16 protein-coding genes are annotated in these 17,487 nt (G+C 43.4%); 1 reads left to right on the forward strand and 15 read right to left on the reverse strand.

The window, feature by feature from the left end; translation table 11 throughout:
* The first annotated feature begins 30 nt into the window (after positions 1–30).
* Positions 31–1,431 carry an OprD family outer membrane porin gene (locus tag AC1XUO_RS03540; RefSeq protein ID WP_483328375.1) on the forward strand — a complete coding sequence of 467 codons (1,401 nt, stop codon included), beginning with the start codon at positions 31–33 and terminating at the stop codon, positions 1,429–1,431.
* Positions 1,432–1,688: 257 nt separating this feature from the next.
* Here the strand turns inward: AC1XUO_RS03540 and AC1XUO_RS03545 are convergent, their stop codons facing one another.
* From AC1XUO_RS03545 to AC1XUO_RS03615, 15 genes are all read right to left on the reverse strand, one after another.
* Complete coding sequence (locus tag AC1XUO_RS03545) at positions 1,689–2,126, reverse strand: hypothetical protein (RefSeq protein WP_483328376.1); 438 nt, start codon at positions 2,124–2,126, stop codon at positions 1,689–1,691.
* A 76-nt stretch (positions 2,127–2,202) separates the two neighbouring features.
* The gene (locus AC1XUO_RS03550) at positions 2,203–2,787 is read right to left on the reverse strand and encodes a hypothetical protein (protein WP_483328377.1); all 585 of its coding nucleotides are present in this window, start codon (positions 2,785–2,787) and stop codon (positions 2,203–2,205) included.
* A gap of 95 nt (positions 2,788–2,882) precedes the next feature.
* Entirely contained in the window at positions 2,883–3,269 is a 387-nt protein-coding gene (locus tag AC1XUO_RS03555) for a hypothetical protein (protein ID WP_483328378.1), read from the reverse strand.
* A 402-nt stretch (positions 3,270–3,671) separates the two neighbouring features.
* The gene (bla, locus tag AC1XUO_RS03560) at positions 3,672–4,541 is read right to left on the reverse strand and encodes a subclass B3 metallo-beta-lactamase (RefSeq protein ID WP_483328379.1); all 870 of its coding nucleotides are present in this window, start codon (positions 4,539–4,541) and stop codon (positions 3,672–3,674) included.
* Positions 4,542–4,710: 169 nt separating this feature from the next.
* Positions 4,711–5,343 (reverse strand): hypothetical protein, encoded by a 633-nt coding sequence (locus AC1XUO_RS03565; RefSeq protein WP_483328380.1) that lies wholly within the window; start codon positions 5,341–5,343, stop codon positions 4,711–4,713.
* A 276-nt stretch (positions 5,344–5,619) separates the two neighbouring features.
* Positions 5,620–6,369 carry a metallophosphoesterase family protein gene (locus tag AC1XUO_RS03570; protein ID WP_483328381.1) on the reverse strand — a complete coding sequence of 250 codons (750 nt, stop codon included), beginning with the start codon at positions 6,367–6,369 and terminating at the stop codon, positions 5,620–5,622.
* A 10-nt stretch (positions 6,370–6,379) separates the two neighbouring features.
* Complete coding sequence (locus tag AC1XUO_RS03575; protein ID WP_483328382.1) at positions 6,380–7,435, reverse strand: ArsO family NAD(P)H-dependent flavin-containing monooxygenase; 1,056 nt, start codon at positions 7,433–7,435, stop codon at positions 6,380–6,382.
* Entirely contained in the window at positions 7,428–8,522 is a 1,095-nt protein-coding gene (gene arsB / locus AC1XUO_RS03580) for an ACR3 family arsenite efflux transporter (RefSeq protein WP_483328383.1), read from the reverse strand. The genes AC1XUO_RS03575 and arsB overlap by 8 nt, the downstream gene beginning before the upstream one ends.
* A gap of 105 nt (positions 8,523–8,627) precedes the next feature.
* On the reverse strand, positions 8,628–9,041 hold the full coding sequence (locus AC1XUO_RS03585; protein ID WP_483328384.1) for an arsenate reductase ArsC: 414 nt from the start codon (positions 9,039–9,041) through the stop codon (positions 8,628–8,630).
* A 115-nt stretch (positions 9,042–9,156) separates the two neighbouring features.
* A complete protein-coding gene (locus AC1XUO_RS03590) occupies positions 9,157–9,654 on the reverse strand; it encodes a GNAT family N-acetyltransferase (RefSeq protein WP_483328385.1) in 498 nt (165 codons plus the stop codon).
* 78 nt (positions 9,655–9,732) lie between these two features.
* On the reverse strand, positions 9,733–10,311 hold the full coding sequence (locus AC1XUO_RS03595) for a DUF6428 family protein (protein ID WP_483328386.1): 579 nt from the start codon (positions 10,309–10,311) through the stop codon (positions 9,733–9,735).
* A 48-nt stretch (positions 10,312–10,359) separates the two neighbouring features.
* The gene (locus tag AC1XUO_RS03600; protein ID WP_483328387.1) at positions 10,360–10,689 is read right to left on the reverse strand and encodes an ArsR/SmtB family transcription factor; all 330 of its coding nucleotides are present in this window, start codon (positions 10,687–10,689) and stop codon (positions 10,360–10,362) included.
* A 250-nt stretch (positions 10,690–10,939) separates the two neighbouring features.
* Positions 10,940–12,406, reverse strand: a complete 1,467-nt coding sequence (locus AC1XUO_RS03605) for a BNR-4 repeat-containing protein (protein ID WP_483328388.1) — start codon at positions 12,404–12,406, stop codon at positions 10,940–10,942.
* A gap of 106 nt (positions 12,407–12,512) precedes the next feature.
* Positions 12,513–13,970, reverse strand: a complete 1,458-nt coding sequence (locus AC1XUO_RS03610) for a RagB/SusD family nutrient uptake outer membrane protein (protein WP_483328389.1) — start codon at positions 13,968–13,970, stop codon at positions 12,513–12,515.
* Positions 13,971–13,981: 11 nt separating this feature from the next.
* Entirely contained in the window at positions 13,982–17,449 is a 3,468-nt protein-coding gene (locus AC1XUO_RS03615) for a TonB-dependent receptor (protein ID WP_483328390.1), read from the reverse strand.
* Positions 17,450–17,487: the final 38 nt, after the last annotated feature.

Genomic DNA, 17,487 nt, shown 5'->3' on the forward strand with positions numbered 1-17,487 from the left:
ACATTTTGAATCGGATACACCCTGAAATGCATGAAAAATATATTCAATTTAATCCTGCTATGGTCTGTGGTGATAAGTCACGCCCTGCCCGCACAGGAAATAGTTAACGAACAGAAGGCCGTGGCCGACACGACCACGCTTGGTCATTTTCTCCAAACGGGAAAATTTTACGGACAGGCCCGATCCTACTGGTCGGCAACCTTAAACGAAAAGGGCTTTACCGATTATTATGCCTGGGGATCAGCATTTGGTATAGGCTACGAAACTCCAAAGATTTTTAAGCATTTTCAAATGGGTGCGAGCGGTTCTTTTATATTCAACCTTGCCTCTTCTGACCTTTCCAAACCAGACCCCGCAACGGGGCTTCCAAACCGGTATGAGGTTGGCTTGTTTGACATTGAAAGTCCAGATAAGCGGAGAGATCTCAACCGCCTGGAAACCTTTTTCGTGAAAGCATATGTAGGAAAAAAAACAGTATTGACCGTTGGACGCCAGATCCCACAAACGCCATTTATAAATCCGCAGGACGGACGTTTACGCTCAACATTGACAGAAGGCGCTGTGATAGAATTCAACGAATGGAAATATTTGAAACTTCATGCTGAGTACCTGTGGGGGATCTCACCGCGCTCAACCATGCGCTGGTTTGGAATCGGAGAGAGTATGGGTATCTATCCCGTTGGGGTTGGTACGGACGGAAAACCTTCCCGGTACAAAGGCCAGACGGAATCCGGTTACATCGCAATGCTGGGAGCAATTTACAAGAAAAAGCAGTGGGATATTCAAATATGGGATACCTATGCAGACAATGTCCTGAATACGGCTTTTATTAAAGTGGAATGGAAATCCGGTGCTAACAGCCGACCAAACTGGATGGCAGGAATGCAGTTGTTAAAACAAACCACCATAGGAAACGGAGGAAATACGGACGCGCTGATCGCTTATGCCCAACCCGGCGGTGGTTCACTGGCGATTTCCGGACGAATTGGCCGTCAATCTACCCGGTTTGAGTGGTATCTGAATGCAACCCACATTTCTGCCAGGGGCCGTTATCTGATGCCCCGTGAATGGGGAAAAGAGCCATTTTACACCTTTATGCCCCGTGAGCGGAATGACGGATTCGGTGACTTAACAGCGGCTACCGTAAATACCCGATTTAAGCCGGAAAAACGTGTGGCTGTGGAATTGAGCGGCGGGTATTTTCATCTGCCCGACATCAGGGATTCTGCGCTAAATAAATATGGAATGCCCCGTTATTCGCAGGTTAATTTGGGCATCAATTATCAATTTGACCAATATCTGAAAGGGCTCAGTGTTTTATTACTGATTGTCCGTAAAGATAAAATGGGGGAAACTTATGAGAATGGCAGGTACGTATTCAATAAGGTCAACATGATCCATGCCAACCTTATTCTTAATTATCAGTTCTAAGTAATTAATAGCAACCAGTGACTAGCTACCGACTTAAAAATCAACTAGATATATACAAAAATTTAACACTTATTTATCAACACGTAGTACTGCGTTAGTCGAAAGTAAGACGGATTGAAAACAGTTTTCGGTTCAGACTTAAACCAAAAATCAACTTTCTGAGTTGCACAATATTCTCAACTTTCTTTTTTTAAAAAGTGCTGACACCCAATAATCGTCTTAGCAATAATCTGGGACGATAACCACCAAAAACCGTCTCATTTATCTGCTTTTTTATCAAAATCAGTTTTTATAATTCCGTTTGATGAGACATAACGTGTTTTGATCCGGACTTCTTTGCCCGGAATGGGTATTCCTCCAAAATGAGCATTTTCAAAAACCGGATCATGTACAAAATGAATGTATAAAGTGTCAGTTGAAAACCAACCAAGTGACCAGGAATTGAAACCGGTATCATACAATTTGTCCACCGCTGATCTATTAAATGAAACAAGATCTCTCTCAGATTTTGGCCAGTAACCGTAGTTCCTTTTGTATGCCAGGACTGATGAATTAAATTCTGGTGGCGGGGCGACTTTCTTCTTCAGTTTTCGGGTATTCAAGGGTGGAAACTGCGCACCAAGGCGCTCATAACAAGACATGAGCAACATACTAAAGATACTCAGATAAACCAGATTGATCAGAATTCTTCTCATTTAGGTTTTTTTGTTTATAGTCCATCCTATTTGTAAACATATAGTCGGAGAAATAGAAAATTGATTTGCGGACTTGTTATAGCCTGATTCTTATCTGGGGGCCGATATAGATACCCACGATCGGAAAATCCGGCTCGATAAATCCACCGGCCTTAAAGCCAATACCTAACCTGTTACGAAACAGATAATAACCTTCCAGACTGACCGGAAATTCCAGATCTGTGAAAGAGGCACTCTGGGTGGAACTCGAGATACCCGGATTATAGGAATAAGGATAATCTAGCTGCTGATTGAGCAAACCAACTCCCACACCCGTTTGTAAAGCAAAACCTTTTACCTCAACGATCTTGTATTTTACCAGCGCATACGCATGTAATTCTTCTCCCAGAGCATTTGTATTATCAATCGTAATTACACTTAAAGGATCGTTCGAACGGACATCATCATAATAAGCAAACCGACCTATCTTGAAGCCCGAAGAAATTGTAAGCCGGCGTGAAAGGTGGTAATCAAAATCAGCAGAAAAGTATTTCTTCGGGTTTGAATTTTTAAAATCAGGACTGTTGTAAACGCCATAACTAACAGCGATATCGTACGAGCGTTGTTGTGCCTGAACTAAAACAGGCGAAATCAACATTATGACTAGCCAGAATATTTTCATTGCGTGTGTGTGTTATTAAAAGATAACTTGTTTCAAATTTATGTATAGTCAGGTATTTCGATATACCAGAATACTTTTACCCTTATGAACTATCATTATTCTACTGCCCGTTTTCTGAAATGGTAATAATTACCTCCTATATCAGGTCCGTTTTCAGCAAAACCATTGATATATTCCCAACCGTTCCGTTCAAAAAAATTCAGAACCCCGCCGGTAGATATAAACACTCTTTTTCGTTTAGTTACAGGTTCTAATACCAGAAGGTCGCTACTTCGATTTCCAATACTTATTGCATTCAAATTGTCTTTTTGACCATAATCCACATATACGTGTACGATATTTTTAAATGCACGTCGATCTACATAGACTTCAACAATCTTAATGCTATCTACAAGGTTGATATCCACATCTCCGACGAGAATCTGACCAAAGGATAATGTTGATAAAAAAACAAGAATAGCTGACAGGATGAATGATTTCATAAACTGGCAATTGAAAGTTAATAAGGTTGAGTCTATATGAGAGAAATCATTGCGACCAGAAAATCACAAGAATGAAAAATGTCCTGAGATATACTCCAAGATTTATTAGAGACAATAATAAGTAACTTCCAGATTAAAGGTATTATATCCAGTATTAAATTTAGATAATCAAATTGAGCAACCTTCAATCAGAACGATTGTTACGCCTGTTAGAAAATCTAAAACAGGGAGAGTGCCACTTTCGATTTGGTGAATAAAAAGGTGTCTTTTTTTATTTACCGGACAAATTTAATGGGTATAAACGGAGCATATCGGTCCATGCTATTTGACCAGATTTCACTGGTTTCAATAGTGTTGGGATTTCCATTTTTCACACTGAGAAGGCCAGGAATGGGAAACGGCTTACTTTTTACCGTTCATCTTTTTGTCAAAATCCTTTTGCAAATCGCTGATTTCCTGGTCATATCCCTTTTTATCGAAAAAAACTGCCGGATTGTACCCACTGTTAGGCTTATGTTTATCCGCCAGACCGAACTGGCTTGCGTGTGATGCAAGCCAGATATCAAATTTTAAATGCTTCATTGCATTGAGGGTATAGGCATAATCCCTGGCAATATTGGGGTAAGCGGGTATGTCAGAGAATTTTTTTTCTGTAATGATCGTTGGCATATTGGCAATCAGTACTTTGTATTTTTGTTTTTTATCTTTCACATCAAAAAGGTAACTGCACGAGCCTTTGGTGTGACCAGGATGATGAAGCATGACCAGCTGCATACCGCCTAACTTGATCGTATCACCATCATGTAAAACCCGGTCGACTTTTACCGGCTCAAATTCGCGTACTTTTCCCTTTGAGGTATAATCAGAAAGTCCGCCGTCGGCCACTACTTTGGCATCGCCTTCATTTATCATGAGTTTAGCTCCGGTCATTCTTTTTATAGCAGCCATCGCCCCCATGTGGTCATAGTGCGCCTGTGTATTCAAAAGTATTTTTGTGTCCGAAAGTTTGAAACCCAATGATTCAATACTTGTTTTAATGCCCGACGCAGAAGATGCAAGGCCGGTATTGATAAGAATATTTCCATTTGGGGTTACAATAAGATAACATGCCAGGTCGGAAGTGCCAACGTAATACAAGTTACCCGCAATCCGGAATGAAGGGTAAGGCCTGGTCCATTCAGGATGCGTCTCTGATGAAGGTTCTGACACTTTTTGAGCCTGTGCAAAATAATTAAGACAGAACAAGCTGAGAAGAAATATAACTTTTTTCATTATTAAAAAAGGAAGTTTTTAAAGAAATTAACCTTTCAATCCAAAATCAGGAGCTGTACCGGAATTACTTCGGTAATAACAATTAGACCCCTCCCACTTCTTAGGCATTGGTTGAAAGCTTTGTCACCGGGGAAGCAAATTCATGAGCGCAGCAGCCTTGCTTATTCCGTCATTTATTAGCCTTAGGCAATTGAAGAATCTGGATCGACCCACCGGCACTATATCCTGAGATCTGAATAAAGATATGATCTCCCTCTTTTCTAGGGATTGCGTAAACTTTCACCAAAGTGTTGGTGTAATCAATGGAGCCCTCTTCGCCGAAATAGGTAGCCTCGTCTTTAATTCGGTCCAGTTCTATCTGCGGTACTTTTCCCTGAAATAGCAACACACCTCCAGCAGCTGTGATCAGATCTTTATAACTTTTTTCAAAGAAAGGCAAAGACCATTCTTTTCCCGTGACACTTGTTAAAAATGCTTTGTAAACCTTTCCTTCCAAAGGAATCATCCCTTCTTTTGTAGGAAAAAAAAGCCGATCGAAATCGCGGATAAGTGGCTTATTCAGAGGGACTATATCTGTCGGAGGATTAAAAACAGGAAAGGCAGCCAACTCCTTTTCACTGAAAGGAAGTTTACTCAAATCAATGGAGTCTGGAAGCACAAGTTTAAACGATTCCGGAGCAGACGAAGTAGCATTGTTTTTAAGAACGGACTCTTCATGAAGGGTATCTGCTTTGCCAGACTTATTGCAGGCAAAAAACAAACTGGTTAACATAACCAGGATTAGAACTGTTTTACTTTTCATTTTCAATGGCTGTTTTTGTAGTGGGTATTAAATAAATTTTATCCTACAAATAAAACACAGGCCAGTTACTCTTCAAAAAATAATTTATGCTTGTCTTCCAAAACCAATGTTGATCACTGCAGATTATTGAAACTCTCCATACGGCTAAATTCCGTTTCCTGGAAACATTGCTTTCAAATTTCCGACATAATTCCAGCATGGGCTAACTTGTTTGTTTGCACGATCTCCCAGCCCGACATTCTGCTTTTTTAAAAAAGAGAACATTATTTGATTCAATTAATACGCTCCTCTTAAATTATCTGCAAAAGCATCAGGTAATAAACTCAGTTCCACCGCCTGCGCTGCCTTTTCCACATCGTATTTCACCCGGATAAACTCTGCCTGAATGCCGTCCCTGGTTTTCGTACTTGCCGAAGCATCGATGGTTAGTAAAACATAACATGCCCGTACGTCACCATCTTTGGGTTTTCCCACGGAGCCTGTATTGATCAGATGGTGAAAGTGATCCCTGCCATTTTCTCCTGAATTGATGATGCGATGGTAAGGTTTATGCGAATGACCAAAACATAAAATATCGGCTTTAAATTCTCTAAGCATATCAGACATATACTCCTCCGGCAACTCTTCCAGCAAATATTCATCGATACTGCGCGGACTGCCGTGCACCAAAAGCATATTCAGCGAATGTTCATTTAACTGAAATTCAAGTTTCAGATGTCTCGGCAAAGTCAGAAGATATTCCCGCTCATTTTTGCCTACAAGCTTGTAAGCGTATTCGCTACTTTTTTCTGTACTGCATATATCTTGTGAAGGAAGTATTTTGGCCACTTTCAGATCATGATTTCCGGCAATGGTCGAAATGCCATGACATCGGATCAGCCCGATCACCTGGTTTGGCCAGACATTGTAACCGACCAGATCACCCAGGCAGTAAACAACGTCTGGTTTTTGTTTTTCCAAATCTTCGAGTACAGCTTCAAAAGCGGGAAGATTTGCGTGGATATCTGATAGCAGAGCAATTCTCATTTAGCAACTCTCATTGTTTCTGTGATTTTAAATACTCTATTATTTCATTGACCGTCTGCCGCGCAGAACGGCCGACACCGATTAAAGTGGCTGACGCAAAGCCTGTAAAACTTCCATATCCTACCAGCCAAAGCCCCTCAACCTGTACAGATTTAGTTCCGTCACATTCTGCTTTTCCTTTGTCCTGTAAAATACCCAGACCTTTCAGATGATTGGTCGCGAACCCGAATCCGGTACACCAGATGATCGCATCAAAAGGCTGCCGGCTATTGTCCGGCCAAACAACACCATTTTCATAAATCTCCTTAAAAGTTTCCCGGGTTTTGAGAACACCCCGTGAGCGGGCCTCTTTCACGGTAGGCACCATAACCACGTTGCCGATATTGTATTGTGAAGGCACAAACTCCTTGCCTTCTTTCATCGCATGGTATTTGGCGGATGCCACATCAAAAAGCACACGGCCATCCACATCGTCAGGCAAATATTCCGGTATATTTTGTGCCGCCCAGACTGTTTTAGCAACTTTGGAAACCTCTGCCAGGATCTGCGCGCCGGAGTTTCCTGCACCCACAATGAGTACATTTTTTTCTTTAAAAGGCTCCGCGTTTTTATACTGTGCCGAGTGTAGTTGTTGTCCTTTGAAAAGGTCTTTGCCAGGCACCTCAGGTATAAATGGATTCTGAAAAGTACCGGTTGCGGAAATCACCGCCCGACTCTGGTATTCGCCCTGATCAGAAATCACCGTGAAAACAGTTCCGTTTTTTTGAACGTCTGTCACTTTTACACCATGTTCTATCCGGATCTGATAACGTTCCTGATAAGCACTTAAATAATCAAGCACTTCCTGTTTTGAAGGGAATTGGTTTGCAGATTTCGGCATCATCCAGCCAGGCAGCGAGCTGTGTTCAGCCGGAGAAAACAAGGTCAGCGAATCCCAGGTATGTTGCCAGGCTCCCCCGCCCTTTTGCTGGTCGTCAAGGATCATATATTTCAAACCGGTACGGCGAAGGAAGTATGCACAGGCCAAAGCACTCTGGCCACCACCAATCACAATCAGATCATACATTTCCATGTTGTGCAGAAACCGTTTCAGTTTTATAGTATTTATCTCGCAGCCAGAAAGCTACGTTAACGAGTGCAATCAAAGCAGGGACCTCCACCAGCGGCCCGATCACGCCTACAAAAGCCTGCCCGGAATTGATCCCAAACACACCAATTGCAACCGCGATCGCCAGCTCAAAATTGTTACCCGAAGCTGTAAAGGCAATGGATGCGTTTTGAGAATAATCAGCTCCCTGCGCTTTGGCCACAAAAAAGCTGACCAGAAACATGATCACAAAGTAAATTACAAGTGGGATAGCAATCAGTAGCACATCTCCTGGCAGCTGCACGATCAGCTCGCCCTTCAGGGAAAACATTAAAATAATCGTTGATAACAATGCCACCAACGTGATCGGAGAAATGAACGGAATAAATTTCTGTTCATACCACTGCTCGCCTTTTAATGCGGTCAGTCCAACACGACTCAACACGCCGGCAGCAAATGGAATACCCAGATAGATACCGACGCTCACTGCAATTTCAGCGATGGTTATATTCACGGCCAATCCTTTCAAACCAACCAACGGAGGCAGAACGGTTATGAAAAAATAGGCATAAAAACTGTAAAGTAAAACCTGAAAAACACTATTCAACGCCACCAGTCCGGCTGCGTACTCACGGCTTCCTTCCGCCAGCTCATTCCAAACCAGCACCATGGCAATACAGCGTGCGAGGCCGATCAGGATCAAGCCGATCATGTATTCAGGATGGTTTGGAAGAAAAATAATAGCCAGAAGAAACATCAGCACAGGTCCGATGATCCAGTTCAGGATAAGCGAAACGGTCATGACTCTGGTATTTCTGAACACCTCCCCCATTTTGTTATATTTCACTTTGGCAAGTGGTGGATACATCATCAGGATCAGTCCAATAGCAAGTGGAATGTTAGTGGTACCGCTGGAAAAAGTATTGATGTAAGCTGGAATCGATGGCACAAAATTGCCAAGGCCTACACCCATGGCCATGGCTATGAAAATCCATAAAGTTAAATAGCGGTCCAGAAAGCTGAGTTTCTTTCTGTTGGCCGCGGGGGTGCATTGTGATGCAGACATAAGTGTTAGCTTTTAGCGAATAGCGATTAGCCCGATGGCTGCTCACGCTCCGGATTTTTTCATTAAATCGGTTTTGAATAAACAACCTGACCTGAAACTGATTTGTTAAAGATTTGCCTTCACAAAATCCTCACAGTATTCCTTGATCATTTCCCTGACAGCCCGGAATTCCGCTTTCACTTCTTCGTCACTACCGATTGCTTTGGCCGGATCCGGAAAGTTGTGATGGAATTTCTTTGCATTTGTCGGAAAATACGGACAACGCTCTTTGGCATTGTCGCACACCGTGATCACAAAATCGAAGTCAATGTTTGTGTATTCATCTATATTGTTTGAAGTATGGTCCGAGATGTCAATCCCATCTTCGGCCATAATCTTTATGGCTTTCGGATTGACACCATGCGTTTCAACACCCGCACTATAAACGACGGCTTTATCGCCGGAAAATTTTCTGAGATATCCTTCTGCGATCTGGCTGCGGCAGCTATTGCCCGTACAGAGTACTAATATTTGTTTCATGTGGATTGCTTTCGGCCGTCAGCGATCAGCAGCCGGCTGTATTTTTAAAATTGATTTACATTACAAAATGGAGAAAACCGCAGCTGCGCAAAGTTTTCGGAAAGCCGATTAACAGCTATTCAATTCCTGTTACTTTACTTCTTCTTTCCAGAAGATTAACACTTCGCCAGACTCCGTTCATTTTTCCAATATTTTCCCGAAATCCGATAAGTCTGAAACCATTACCGGCATGAAGATTCATACTCGCCAGGTTTTCCTGGAATATTCCGGCCTGTAAGGTCCAGTAACCCAACATTTCGCTTTGTTTGATTAAGTGTTTCAAAAGCAAATCACCAATCTTTTGTCCTCGGAATCTGCTTCCTACATACACGCTTACTTCGGCTACACCCGCATAAACGCATCTGCCGGACACAGGCGTAAGGGCGGTCCATCCAGCTATTTCACCTCCATCAGTCACAGCGACAAACCGTAGGTCTGTTGTATGGGATCTATCCCAGACCTCCCATTCCGGCGGGCTCGTTTCCAGCGTAGCCTGTCCGGTTGCGATACCTTCAGCATAAATCTCACGGACGGTCGGCCAGTCAGATGCTTCAAGAGTGCGAATTAATATCATAAAAAATAAGTTTTTGTATTTTCTATTTATACGAATTAGCGAAAAGCTTATAGCCAAAAGCTAATGCCTATCCGCTTATTAGCAGCATCCGCCACCAGGTGTACAGCTTTGACTTCCAGCACCGATGGTTTCTAATTCAAGGGTTTGTTTTGCTGATGTGACCGTATTCGCAGCAGGCGTGCAGCATTCTTCGCCCGATGGCGTCGTTCCACAGCTTCCGCCTCTGGTGATTGCTTTGCATTGTGTATAATCCGCTGCCAGTTTCACTGTGAAGCAATCCCCTTCTGAAATAAATTCTGACGGGTACATCTGGCGCGTATCAAATTTTGAATTACCAAATTCGATTTTAACAATGCCCAGAGGATTGAGTGGAAGCGATTTTTCAACCAGATTTATAATGGAAAGTGCTTTGCTTACCTTCATCGCACGGTCTGTTTCCGTTACCGATGGCTCCCAAAGCTGTATAATGATTTCTGTCCAGCTGTTCATCACACCGCCACAGTCCACCGAAACAATCGGAGCCTGCTTGATTTCGGTAATGTGATAAGAGGCATCAACAAATTTGCCCTCTGCATATTCGAATTGAAGTACGTGCTGAGGGTTTTCCAAAAGCATATTTTTAAAGGCCTGCCAGTTTACCGGATTTGAATTATTCATTGCTATGTTACGATAAATATGAAACAAAAATATTTTTCAAAAATCTATTTAATTACAGCAATTTGGTGCGACTTCAGATTCGAAAATTTCACCAAAAATTGACTTTGCTTCCTGCCAGACCGTTTCATTGATACAATAACAAACCCGCGGAGGGTTGATCTCACCATGAAGGATACCAATATTTTTGAGTTCCTTCAAATGTTGTGAAACCGTGGCCTGGGCAAGTGGCAGCACTTCTACCAGATCACCGCAAACGCACGACTTCTCCTTTAACAGATGCTGAATGATCGCGATACGTGCCGGATGCGCCAGCGCCTTCGCTAAATCAGCGATGCGGTTTTGTTTATCCGTGAAAACCTGTGTTTTTGTAACTCCCATATTGCAAAGATAAAAAGTTATTTTCTTATTGCAATAATACGATAAACTATTTCCCCTTTAACATGCCACTTTTTTGTTCCCAGTTTCAGTACGCCGTAAAACAAGTCTGCCAGAATTATCTTAAATTAAGTATTCATTGACGGCAATTGTTGAGCGGATACAGCACCGTATAAACGGATTTAAACGGTGCTGGGTGAAGGAGTGGAGACAGTCTAGGGCACCACCAAAAACCGGTCATACGTGTTCCGTTTTATCCATTTTTTCTTACCCTGACCGGTTTCTCAAAATCCGCCTTCATCACTTTCGGAAGCATGAAGACTTTACCCCTTTTATCACAAAAATAAAGCCTTGATTCAGATTTTTTCCTGCCATCTCCGTCTGCCCAGAAGGCAAAAAAATCATCGTGAACATGAACCGGTTTCCGGGCATAGGAATGATTGTAAATACTGTTAAAAGTCAGTTGTTTTGATTGCCAGGTTTCCCCCTCGTCTTTGCTTGTCAACAGAACCATTTCACCTCCAGTGTTATATTTCTGAGGTCCGTCCACAGTCGGGCCGACGATCCGCCAGACTCCTTTTTTATCAATATCAAGAGAACCCATATCATAGTTATTGTCCGAGGTAGTAACGGGCTTAATCACCCACGCGTTTCCGTCATATCTGGCCGTAAGCCATTCCCGGGGCCCTTCCTCCGGCCCTGCCTGATATCCTTTACTGGTGACAAAAAGTATCACCGGGCGACCGGCATTGTCATAGGCCAGGTCATTGATATAAACATTTAGACCCTGTGAATGGTACTCCCGAACCAGTGCTTTGTTGGTGATCTGATTCAATGGTAATGTAATTGTATCACCACCCGCAGCCTGCCAGATTTTCCCGAAATCTGTTGTTTCAATATAATACAGATTTGTACGGTAGTTCAGCCCGTTTTCTCCCTCTTTAATTGGGTGAAAATTAAATGCGCTACCGATTTTTTTATCCTGATAACTGCCGCTGGTCTGATAGTGGCCTTCTTCAATTACCGCCAGATCCTGCCACTCAGAATATGAAACACCATCTTGACTCGTAAAAAAACTGATTGTTCTTCGAGGCTTTTTAGGCTGACCGGGGATCACATTACGGTCATAATGCGTAAACAAATTCAAAAAACCTTTTCCCGGCTGATACCAGCTCTGAAAATAAGAGAAATTATCCAGCGGTACAGTTTTATCTCCTGTCCTACGCGTTGCCATGATCTGTTCAAATGCGCTGATATCGTAAGGTTTCCGACTTTTGTGAATGTAAGAGGGCGTGTTGGTTCCGTGCGCAGTGGAAAAGATCCAGATATAACCTGCACTATCGATATTCATAACCGGATTGTCGTGGGCGTTATCCGTTTTTTTATCCAGGACGATGGTCGGTCTCGGGACTTTTCCCGTTTTGTGATCAAAATAGGAAACCATGTGCAGCAGCGTTTTCCCGCCCTCGTCGGTGCCGCCGTAACAAAAAAAGGTTTTATTCACCTCCTTTGCATAAACAGAAAACGGGTAATGATTGGCTGGATAAGTTCCTAAACCTCCGCTGTATTTGTAAACATATTCATCATTTGAAGGCTGGTTGCTATACCAGATTCCCCGGTAGCCGTTATCGGGTTTGTTCAGCGTGAGAGGTTGCTGGGCATGCACTGCGCTTGCTGTAAAAATCGATATTACAAAAATGCAAAGACGGATGTTTTTCATATAAATCAGTAAAATACCGGATCGTTGTCAGCGCTTAGCTATCCAACGATCCGGTAGGTTTTTTGTAATCGATGTTTGTTAAAAATAAACAAACTCGTATTTGTAATTAATTATAACCAGGGTTCTGGGTCATGACCGAAGGATTGATTTCGATCTGGCTTTCGGGGATTGGAAAAAGTACATGATGCGCCTGGATACCCAGCGAGGACAAAACAGTAACCGCTCTCCCGGTCCGCACCAGGTCAAACCAACGATGCCCTTCAAAGGCCAGTTCCACCCGTCTTTCCTGTTCGACGGCGAGCCTGAATGCAGCCTGCGTTGGAACTGCCAGCAATGGGTTTGCATTATTACTAGTCTTATTGGCCAGGCCTGCTCTGTTTCTTATCCTGTTCAGATAAGAAAACGCTGGCCCCTCTGCAACAAATCCGATTTCGTTTAGTGCTTCGGCATACATCAGAAGCACATCGGCATATCTGAGAACGATCCAGTTGTTATCGCTGTCCAGGTTGGCTGCGGGTGTACCCAGGTATTTGGCTACATAATTGTGAGAAACCGTGGTCCCGCTGAGTACATAACTCGTACGCATCGAAACATTTTTACGCACGTCCGCAGCCTCATAAGCCTTACTGATATCCTCCGTCGGGATATTTTGTCCCAGTGGATTGCCAATGCCTGACACCACCGTTCCCGATCCAATAGGCGCAAACTGGTTTGTATATGGACTACCTTCACCGGTGGAACCCTTTTTGAACTGTACTTCAAAAATAGACTCCGCGTTATTTTCATTGGCAATACCAAATACGCCCGCATAGGTAGGAAGCAACTGATATTCATTCATATCAATCAGTTCTTTTAACTTTGCCGATGCGGACTGCCAGTCTTTTTGTGTCAGATACACTTTTCCCAGCAGAGCCATTGCAGCTCCTTTGGTTGCTCTTCCGATGTCCGTTCCGGTATATTTATTTGGTAAAGATTGTTCAGCATCTTTCAAATCCTGAATAATGTTTTGGTATACCAGCTCAGAAGACTCCCTCTTGTAACTGTAACCTTCGGAAGGATTATTGATTATCTGTAAAACCAAAGGAACATCACCGAATATCCGAACCAGATTAAAATACATCAACGCCCTCAGAAATTTAGCTTCTCCGGTATATCTCGCTTTCAGCGTTTCATCCATACTGACTGCACCGATCTTTTCGATGACAATATTGGCCGACTGGATGCCCTGGTAATGCCCGCTCCACGTTGTGCTGCTGATCGTATTGAACGCATTGTTCTTAAACTCGTCTACCTCCTGCAAGTTTGCCCCGGCATTTGGGTTGGGTATCCAGGTATCATCTGAGCGAAGGTCACCGATGATGTGCATGGAAGAATAGTATAGACCTCCATATTGCAATGCACCATAGGTAGCAGTGAGGGCATTTTTCATATCTTCCCCTGTTTGGTAAAAATTATTACCGTTCAATTGGGAAATAGGTGCCAATTCCAGAAAGCTCTGATCGCAACCTGTGAGGGAAGCCAGAAGTACGGCTCCGGAAATCCATATTTTTTTAAAACTATTCATGATTAATTTAATTAGAGGCCCAAGTTTAATCCCAGCATAAATGTGCGAGCAAGCGGATAACCACCCGCGTCCACACCCGGCACCAGCGTGCTGCCACCCTGTACGCTCACTTCCGGATTATAGCCCTCGTATTTTGTAAACGTAAATGCATTCTGCACGCTAAAACTGATCCGCGCGTTGGCTATTTTCGACTTCGTGATCCGCGCTACCGGAATATTATATCCCAATGTAATGTTGCGAACCCTCAGATATGATCCGTCTTCAATGAATACAGACGTTACATTGTTAACCAGATTGCTGCCCGGCAATGCACCGAAATTCCGATCAACCATTGGTGATTTTCCATTTCCAGGTTCCTGCGCTGAACGCCATCCCTGCGATGCACTTTTCAACACATTATACGAACCTGCATAGTTGCCGTAGTATCTTCTCGCCATGTTTAACACTTCAAATCCCTGAACACCTTGTAGTGAGAATGAAAAATCCAGACTTTTGTATGAAAACGTATTCGTCATTCCATAGGTAAAATCAGGAAAAGGGCTGCCCAGCTTCGTCCGGTCTGTACTGGTGATTTTCCCGTCACCGTCGACATCCGCAAATTTCAGATGACCCGGTTTTGATTCTCCGGCAATGCTTGGCGTTGTTGCAACTTCATCAGCATTCTGATATACACCTACAACCTGATATCCATAAAAACTTCCCGGTTCTGCCCCTACCTCGGTGATGTGTGTAGGTGCATTGGCAGAAGTGGTCTGGCGGGAAATAATAGGCGAACCGTCCGGTCCCAATCTCAGCACCTGTACTTTGTTGGTTGAAATATTAAAGTCGGTGGTCCATTTAAACCTGTTGACCAGATTCCGGCTCAGTGCCGTAAACTCCAATCCTTTGTTACGAATTTTACCGATATTCTGAAGAGCTGTCGCATATCCCGTCAAAGTGGGAACCGGCACGTTTAGCAACAGGTCTGAGGTATTTTTGATATAATAATCCAAAGACATGGAAATACGGTTTTTAAGCAAACCAATTTCCAGACCGACATCAAGCTGATTGTTCTTCTCCCATCCGAGCATACTGTTGGGAATATTTGTCAACCTTGTGCCGTTGATGATCGAACCGCCACTGCCGCCAAAAATATAGTTCTCAATACCTGTGAGTCCGATATGTCCGTAGTTGCTTATGAAATTATTCCCTGTAAGTCCATAACTGGTACGTACCCGCAGCTCACTCAGCCAACCGGCATTTTTAAGAAAGTTCTCTTCCGAAATTCTCCATCCCAGGGAAACCGAAGGAAAAAAGCCCCATTTATTATCCGCCCCGAAACGCGACGAGCCGTCTCTTCTGAACGTTGCAGTGAACAAATATTTGTCTGCATAACTATAATTCAGTCTGGCCAGATAAGATATCAATGCCCATTCTTCTTGCGTGGTAACGGCGTTTGTGATGAGTCCGGCGGCATTCATCGTTTTGATCTGATCGTTGGCAAAATTTGTCCCGGCAGTACTGCTGTAATCGATATATTCCTTTTGCGCGGTATAACCTACCAAAGCATTCACAGCGTGTTTGAGGAATTTTTTGTTATAACTAAGCGTATACTCAGCCAGCCAGTTTTTTGTCTCGGAGGTTACTGCCGATGCCGTCGGCACCTTTACCGCGTTAACACTATTTGGGTTAACAATGGAGGGGCTGAATATATTTTCACGGAAGTTCCTGAAATCTGTTCCAACCAGGGTTTTAAAAGTCAGACCGTCCAGAATATTGATTTCAGCAAAGGCTGTTCCCAGTAAACGCAGCGTTCCCTGTTTGTAATAAGATTCTCTTGCCAGTTTCACAGGATTATCCACTTCGCTGGTACCTATCCCCAATCCTGTTATTTTGGTATAATTTCCCTCGCTGTCATACGGAGTCAGGAATGGAGCGGCGGTCAGCGCGGATTGCACAATACCACCTGCCTGCCAGTTGCCTTCTGCATTGACCAGATTATTAAAAGTATAAGAAGGCGTCAGGTTTGCACCCACTTTCACTCTTTTGTGTACGTCCGATTCTACATTGATACGGAATGAATATCTTTTCAGATCAGAATTGATGATTACTCCTTCCTGTGACAAATAACCGCCTGAAATGAAATATTTTGTTTTGTCGTTACCACCCGAAAAATTGAGCTGATAGTTCCGCATCGATGCCGACCTGTAAATTTCCTTTTGCCAGTCGGTACCCTCACCCAGTGACGCCGGATCTTTGGTCATATCCGGTAACAGATACATCACATTATTTGTCCTGGCCGAGTTAGGATCCGAGGCGCTCCTGCCCGGCCCGGAGTTAACCCAGGCATTGTTTCGGGATTCGTTGAGATAACTTGCATATTCAGAGGCATTCAGCACATCCAGATATCTTTCTACTTTCTGAATTCCCGTGTTGACGGTCAGATCAATTTTCGACGTTCCGCTTTTTCCGGATTTGGTAGTGATGATCACAACACCGTTAGAACCTCTTGAACCGTAAATAGCCGTTGCGGAAGCATCTTTCAAAACCTGTATATTTTCAATATCAGCCGGGTTAATGGTATTCAGCGGATTATTGGTTTGATTAAAATCGTTGGTTACCGGAAACCCGTCAACCACGTATAACGGATCATTGCCCGCACTCAGCGAACCCGCTCCACGAATACGAACGGATGAACCTCCCCCTGGTGCGCCCGTCGACTGACTTACCTGGACACCCGCCATCTGACCTGCCATGGCATTATCGACCGTAAAAACCGCCTGATCCTTTATTTTTTCAGCAGTCATGGAACTGATAGCTCCGGTAACGTCTTTTCTTTCCTGCGTACCATAACCGATTACCACAACCGCATTCAGACTCTGACTATCCTCCATCATTATGATACGAAGTGGTGCGCCGGATGAAACAAGAATTTCCTGTGTTGCAAATCCTGTATAACTGATCATCAAAACGGCACCATCATTTAAATCGGTCAATGAAAACATTCCAGAGCCATCTGAGATTACTGCCTGATCAGAACCTTTCACCCGGATTGCAGCGCCGGGCAGCGGATTGCCATTCTGATCGACAACACTTCCGGTGGTTTCCTTCCGGACAGGTTTTGCTGCAGGCAGCTGCTGACTCTTGTTAACAATAATGGTTTTATTATCAATTGTAAATCCAAACGGCTGACCACGAAAGCTCTCCTTCAAGGCATCTTCCAGACTTACTTTTTTCAGATTCAAGGTAACTGGTCGCGCGTCCTTAATTTCATTGTATTTGTAAAAGAAAAAATGCCCGCTTTGTTTACCGATCGAGATAAGCACTTTCTCCAAAGGCATATTTTCGGCTTTAAGCGTAATACTTTGGGAAAATCCTTTTGCACTCAGGTTGAAGAAACAGGCAAGACAGAGAATAAATGTCAGTTTCACTGCGTATAAGTGTCCCGGAGGTGCTGACTTTTTGGATTTACGAATGCGTCGATAGATGTTTAGCCACATATTTTAGATTGTGTTGGTTTAGGATATTCAAAATGAAT

The organism is Dyadobacter sp. HNCC25DJ186 (genome assembly GCF_056895235.1).

Bases quoted from the DNA above. Each gene is read 5' to 3' on its own strand.
- AC1XUO_RS03540 (WP_483328375.1), top strand. From the start codon at position 31: ATGAAAAATATATTCAATTTAATCCTGCTATGGTCTGTGGTGATAAGT.
- AC1XUO_RS03545 (WP_483328376.1), bottom strand. From the start codon at position 2,126: ATGAGAAGAATTCTGATCAATCTGGTTTATCTGAGTATCTTTAGTATG.
- AC1XUO_RS03550 (WP_483328377.1), bottom strand. From the start codon at position 2,787: ATGAAAATATTCTGGCTAGTCATAATGTTGATTTCGCCTGTTTTAGTT.
- AC1XUO_RS03555 (WP_483328378.1), bottom strand. From the start codon at position 3,269: ATGAAATCATTCATCCTGTCAGCTATTCTTGTTTTTTTATCAACATTA.
- bla (WP_483328379.1), bottom strand. From the start codon at position 4,541: ATGAAAAAAGTTATATTTCTTCTCAGCTTGTTCTGTCTTAATTATTTT.
- AC1XUO_RS03565 (WP_483328380.1), bottom strand. From the start codon at position 5,343: ATGAAAAGTAAAACAGTTCTAATCCTGGTTATGTTAACCAGTTTGTTT.
- AC1XUO_RS03570 (WP_483328381.1), bottom strand. From the start codon at position 6,369: ATGAGAATTGCTCTGCTATCAGATATCCACGCAAATCTTCCCGCTTTT.
- AC1XUO_RS03575 (WP_483328382.1), bottom strand. From the start codon at position 7,435: ATGTATGATCTGATTGTGATTGGTGGTGGCCAGAGTGCTTTGGCCTGT.
- arsB (WP_483328383.1), bottom strand. From the start codon at position 8,522: ATGTCTGCATCACAATGCACCCCCGCGGCCAACAGAAAGAAACTCAGC.
- AC1XUO_RS03585 (WP_483328384.1), bottom strand. From the start codon at position 9,041: ATGAAACAAATATTAGTACTCTGTACGGGCAATAGCTGCCGCAGCCAG.
- AC1XUO_RS03590 (WP_483328385.1), bottom strand. From the start codon at position 9,654: ATGATATTAATTCGCACTCTTGAAGCATCTGACTGGCCGACCGTCCGT.
- AC1XUO_RS03595 (WP_483328386.1), bottom strand. From the start codon at position 10,311: ATGAATAATTCAAATCCGGTAAACTGGCAGGCCTTTAAAAATATGCTT.
- AC1XUO_RS03600 (WP_483328387.1), bottom strand. From the start codon at position 10,689: ATGGGAGTTACAAAAACACAGGTTTTCACGGATAAACAAAACCGCATC.
- AC1XUO_RS03605 (WP_483328388.1), bottom strand. From the start codon at position 12,406: ATGAAAAACATCCGTCTTTGCATTTTTGTAATATCGATTTTTACAGCA.
- AC1XUO_RS03610 (WP_483328389.1), bottom strand. From the start codon at position 13,970: ATGAATAGTTTTAAAAAAATATGGATTTCCGGAGCCGTACTTCTGGCT.
- AC1XUO_RS03615 (WP_483328390.1), bottom strand. From the start codon at position 17,449: ATGTGGCTAAACATCTATCGACGCATTCGTAAATCCAAAAAGTCAGCA.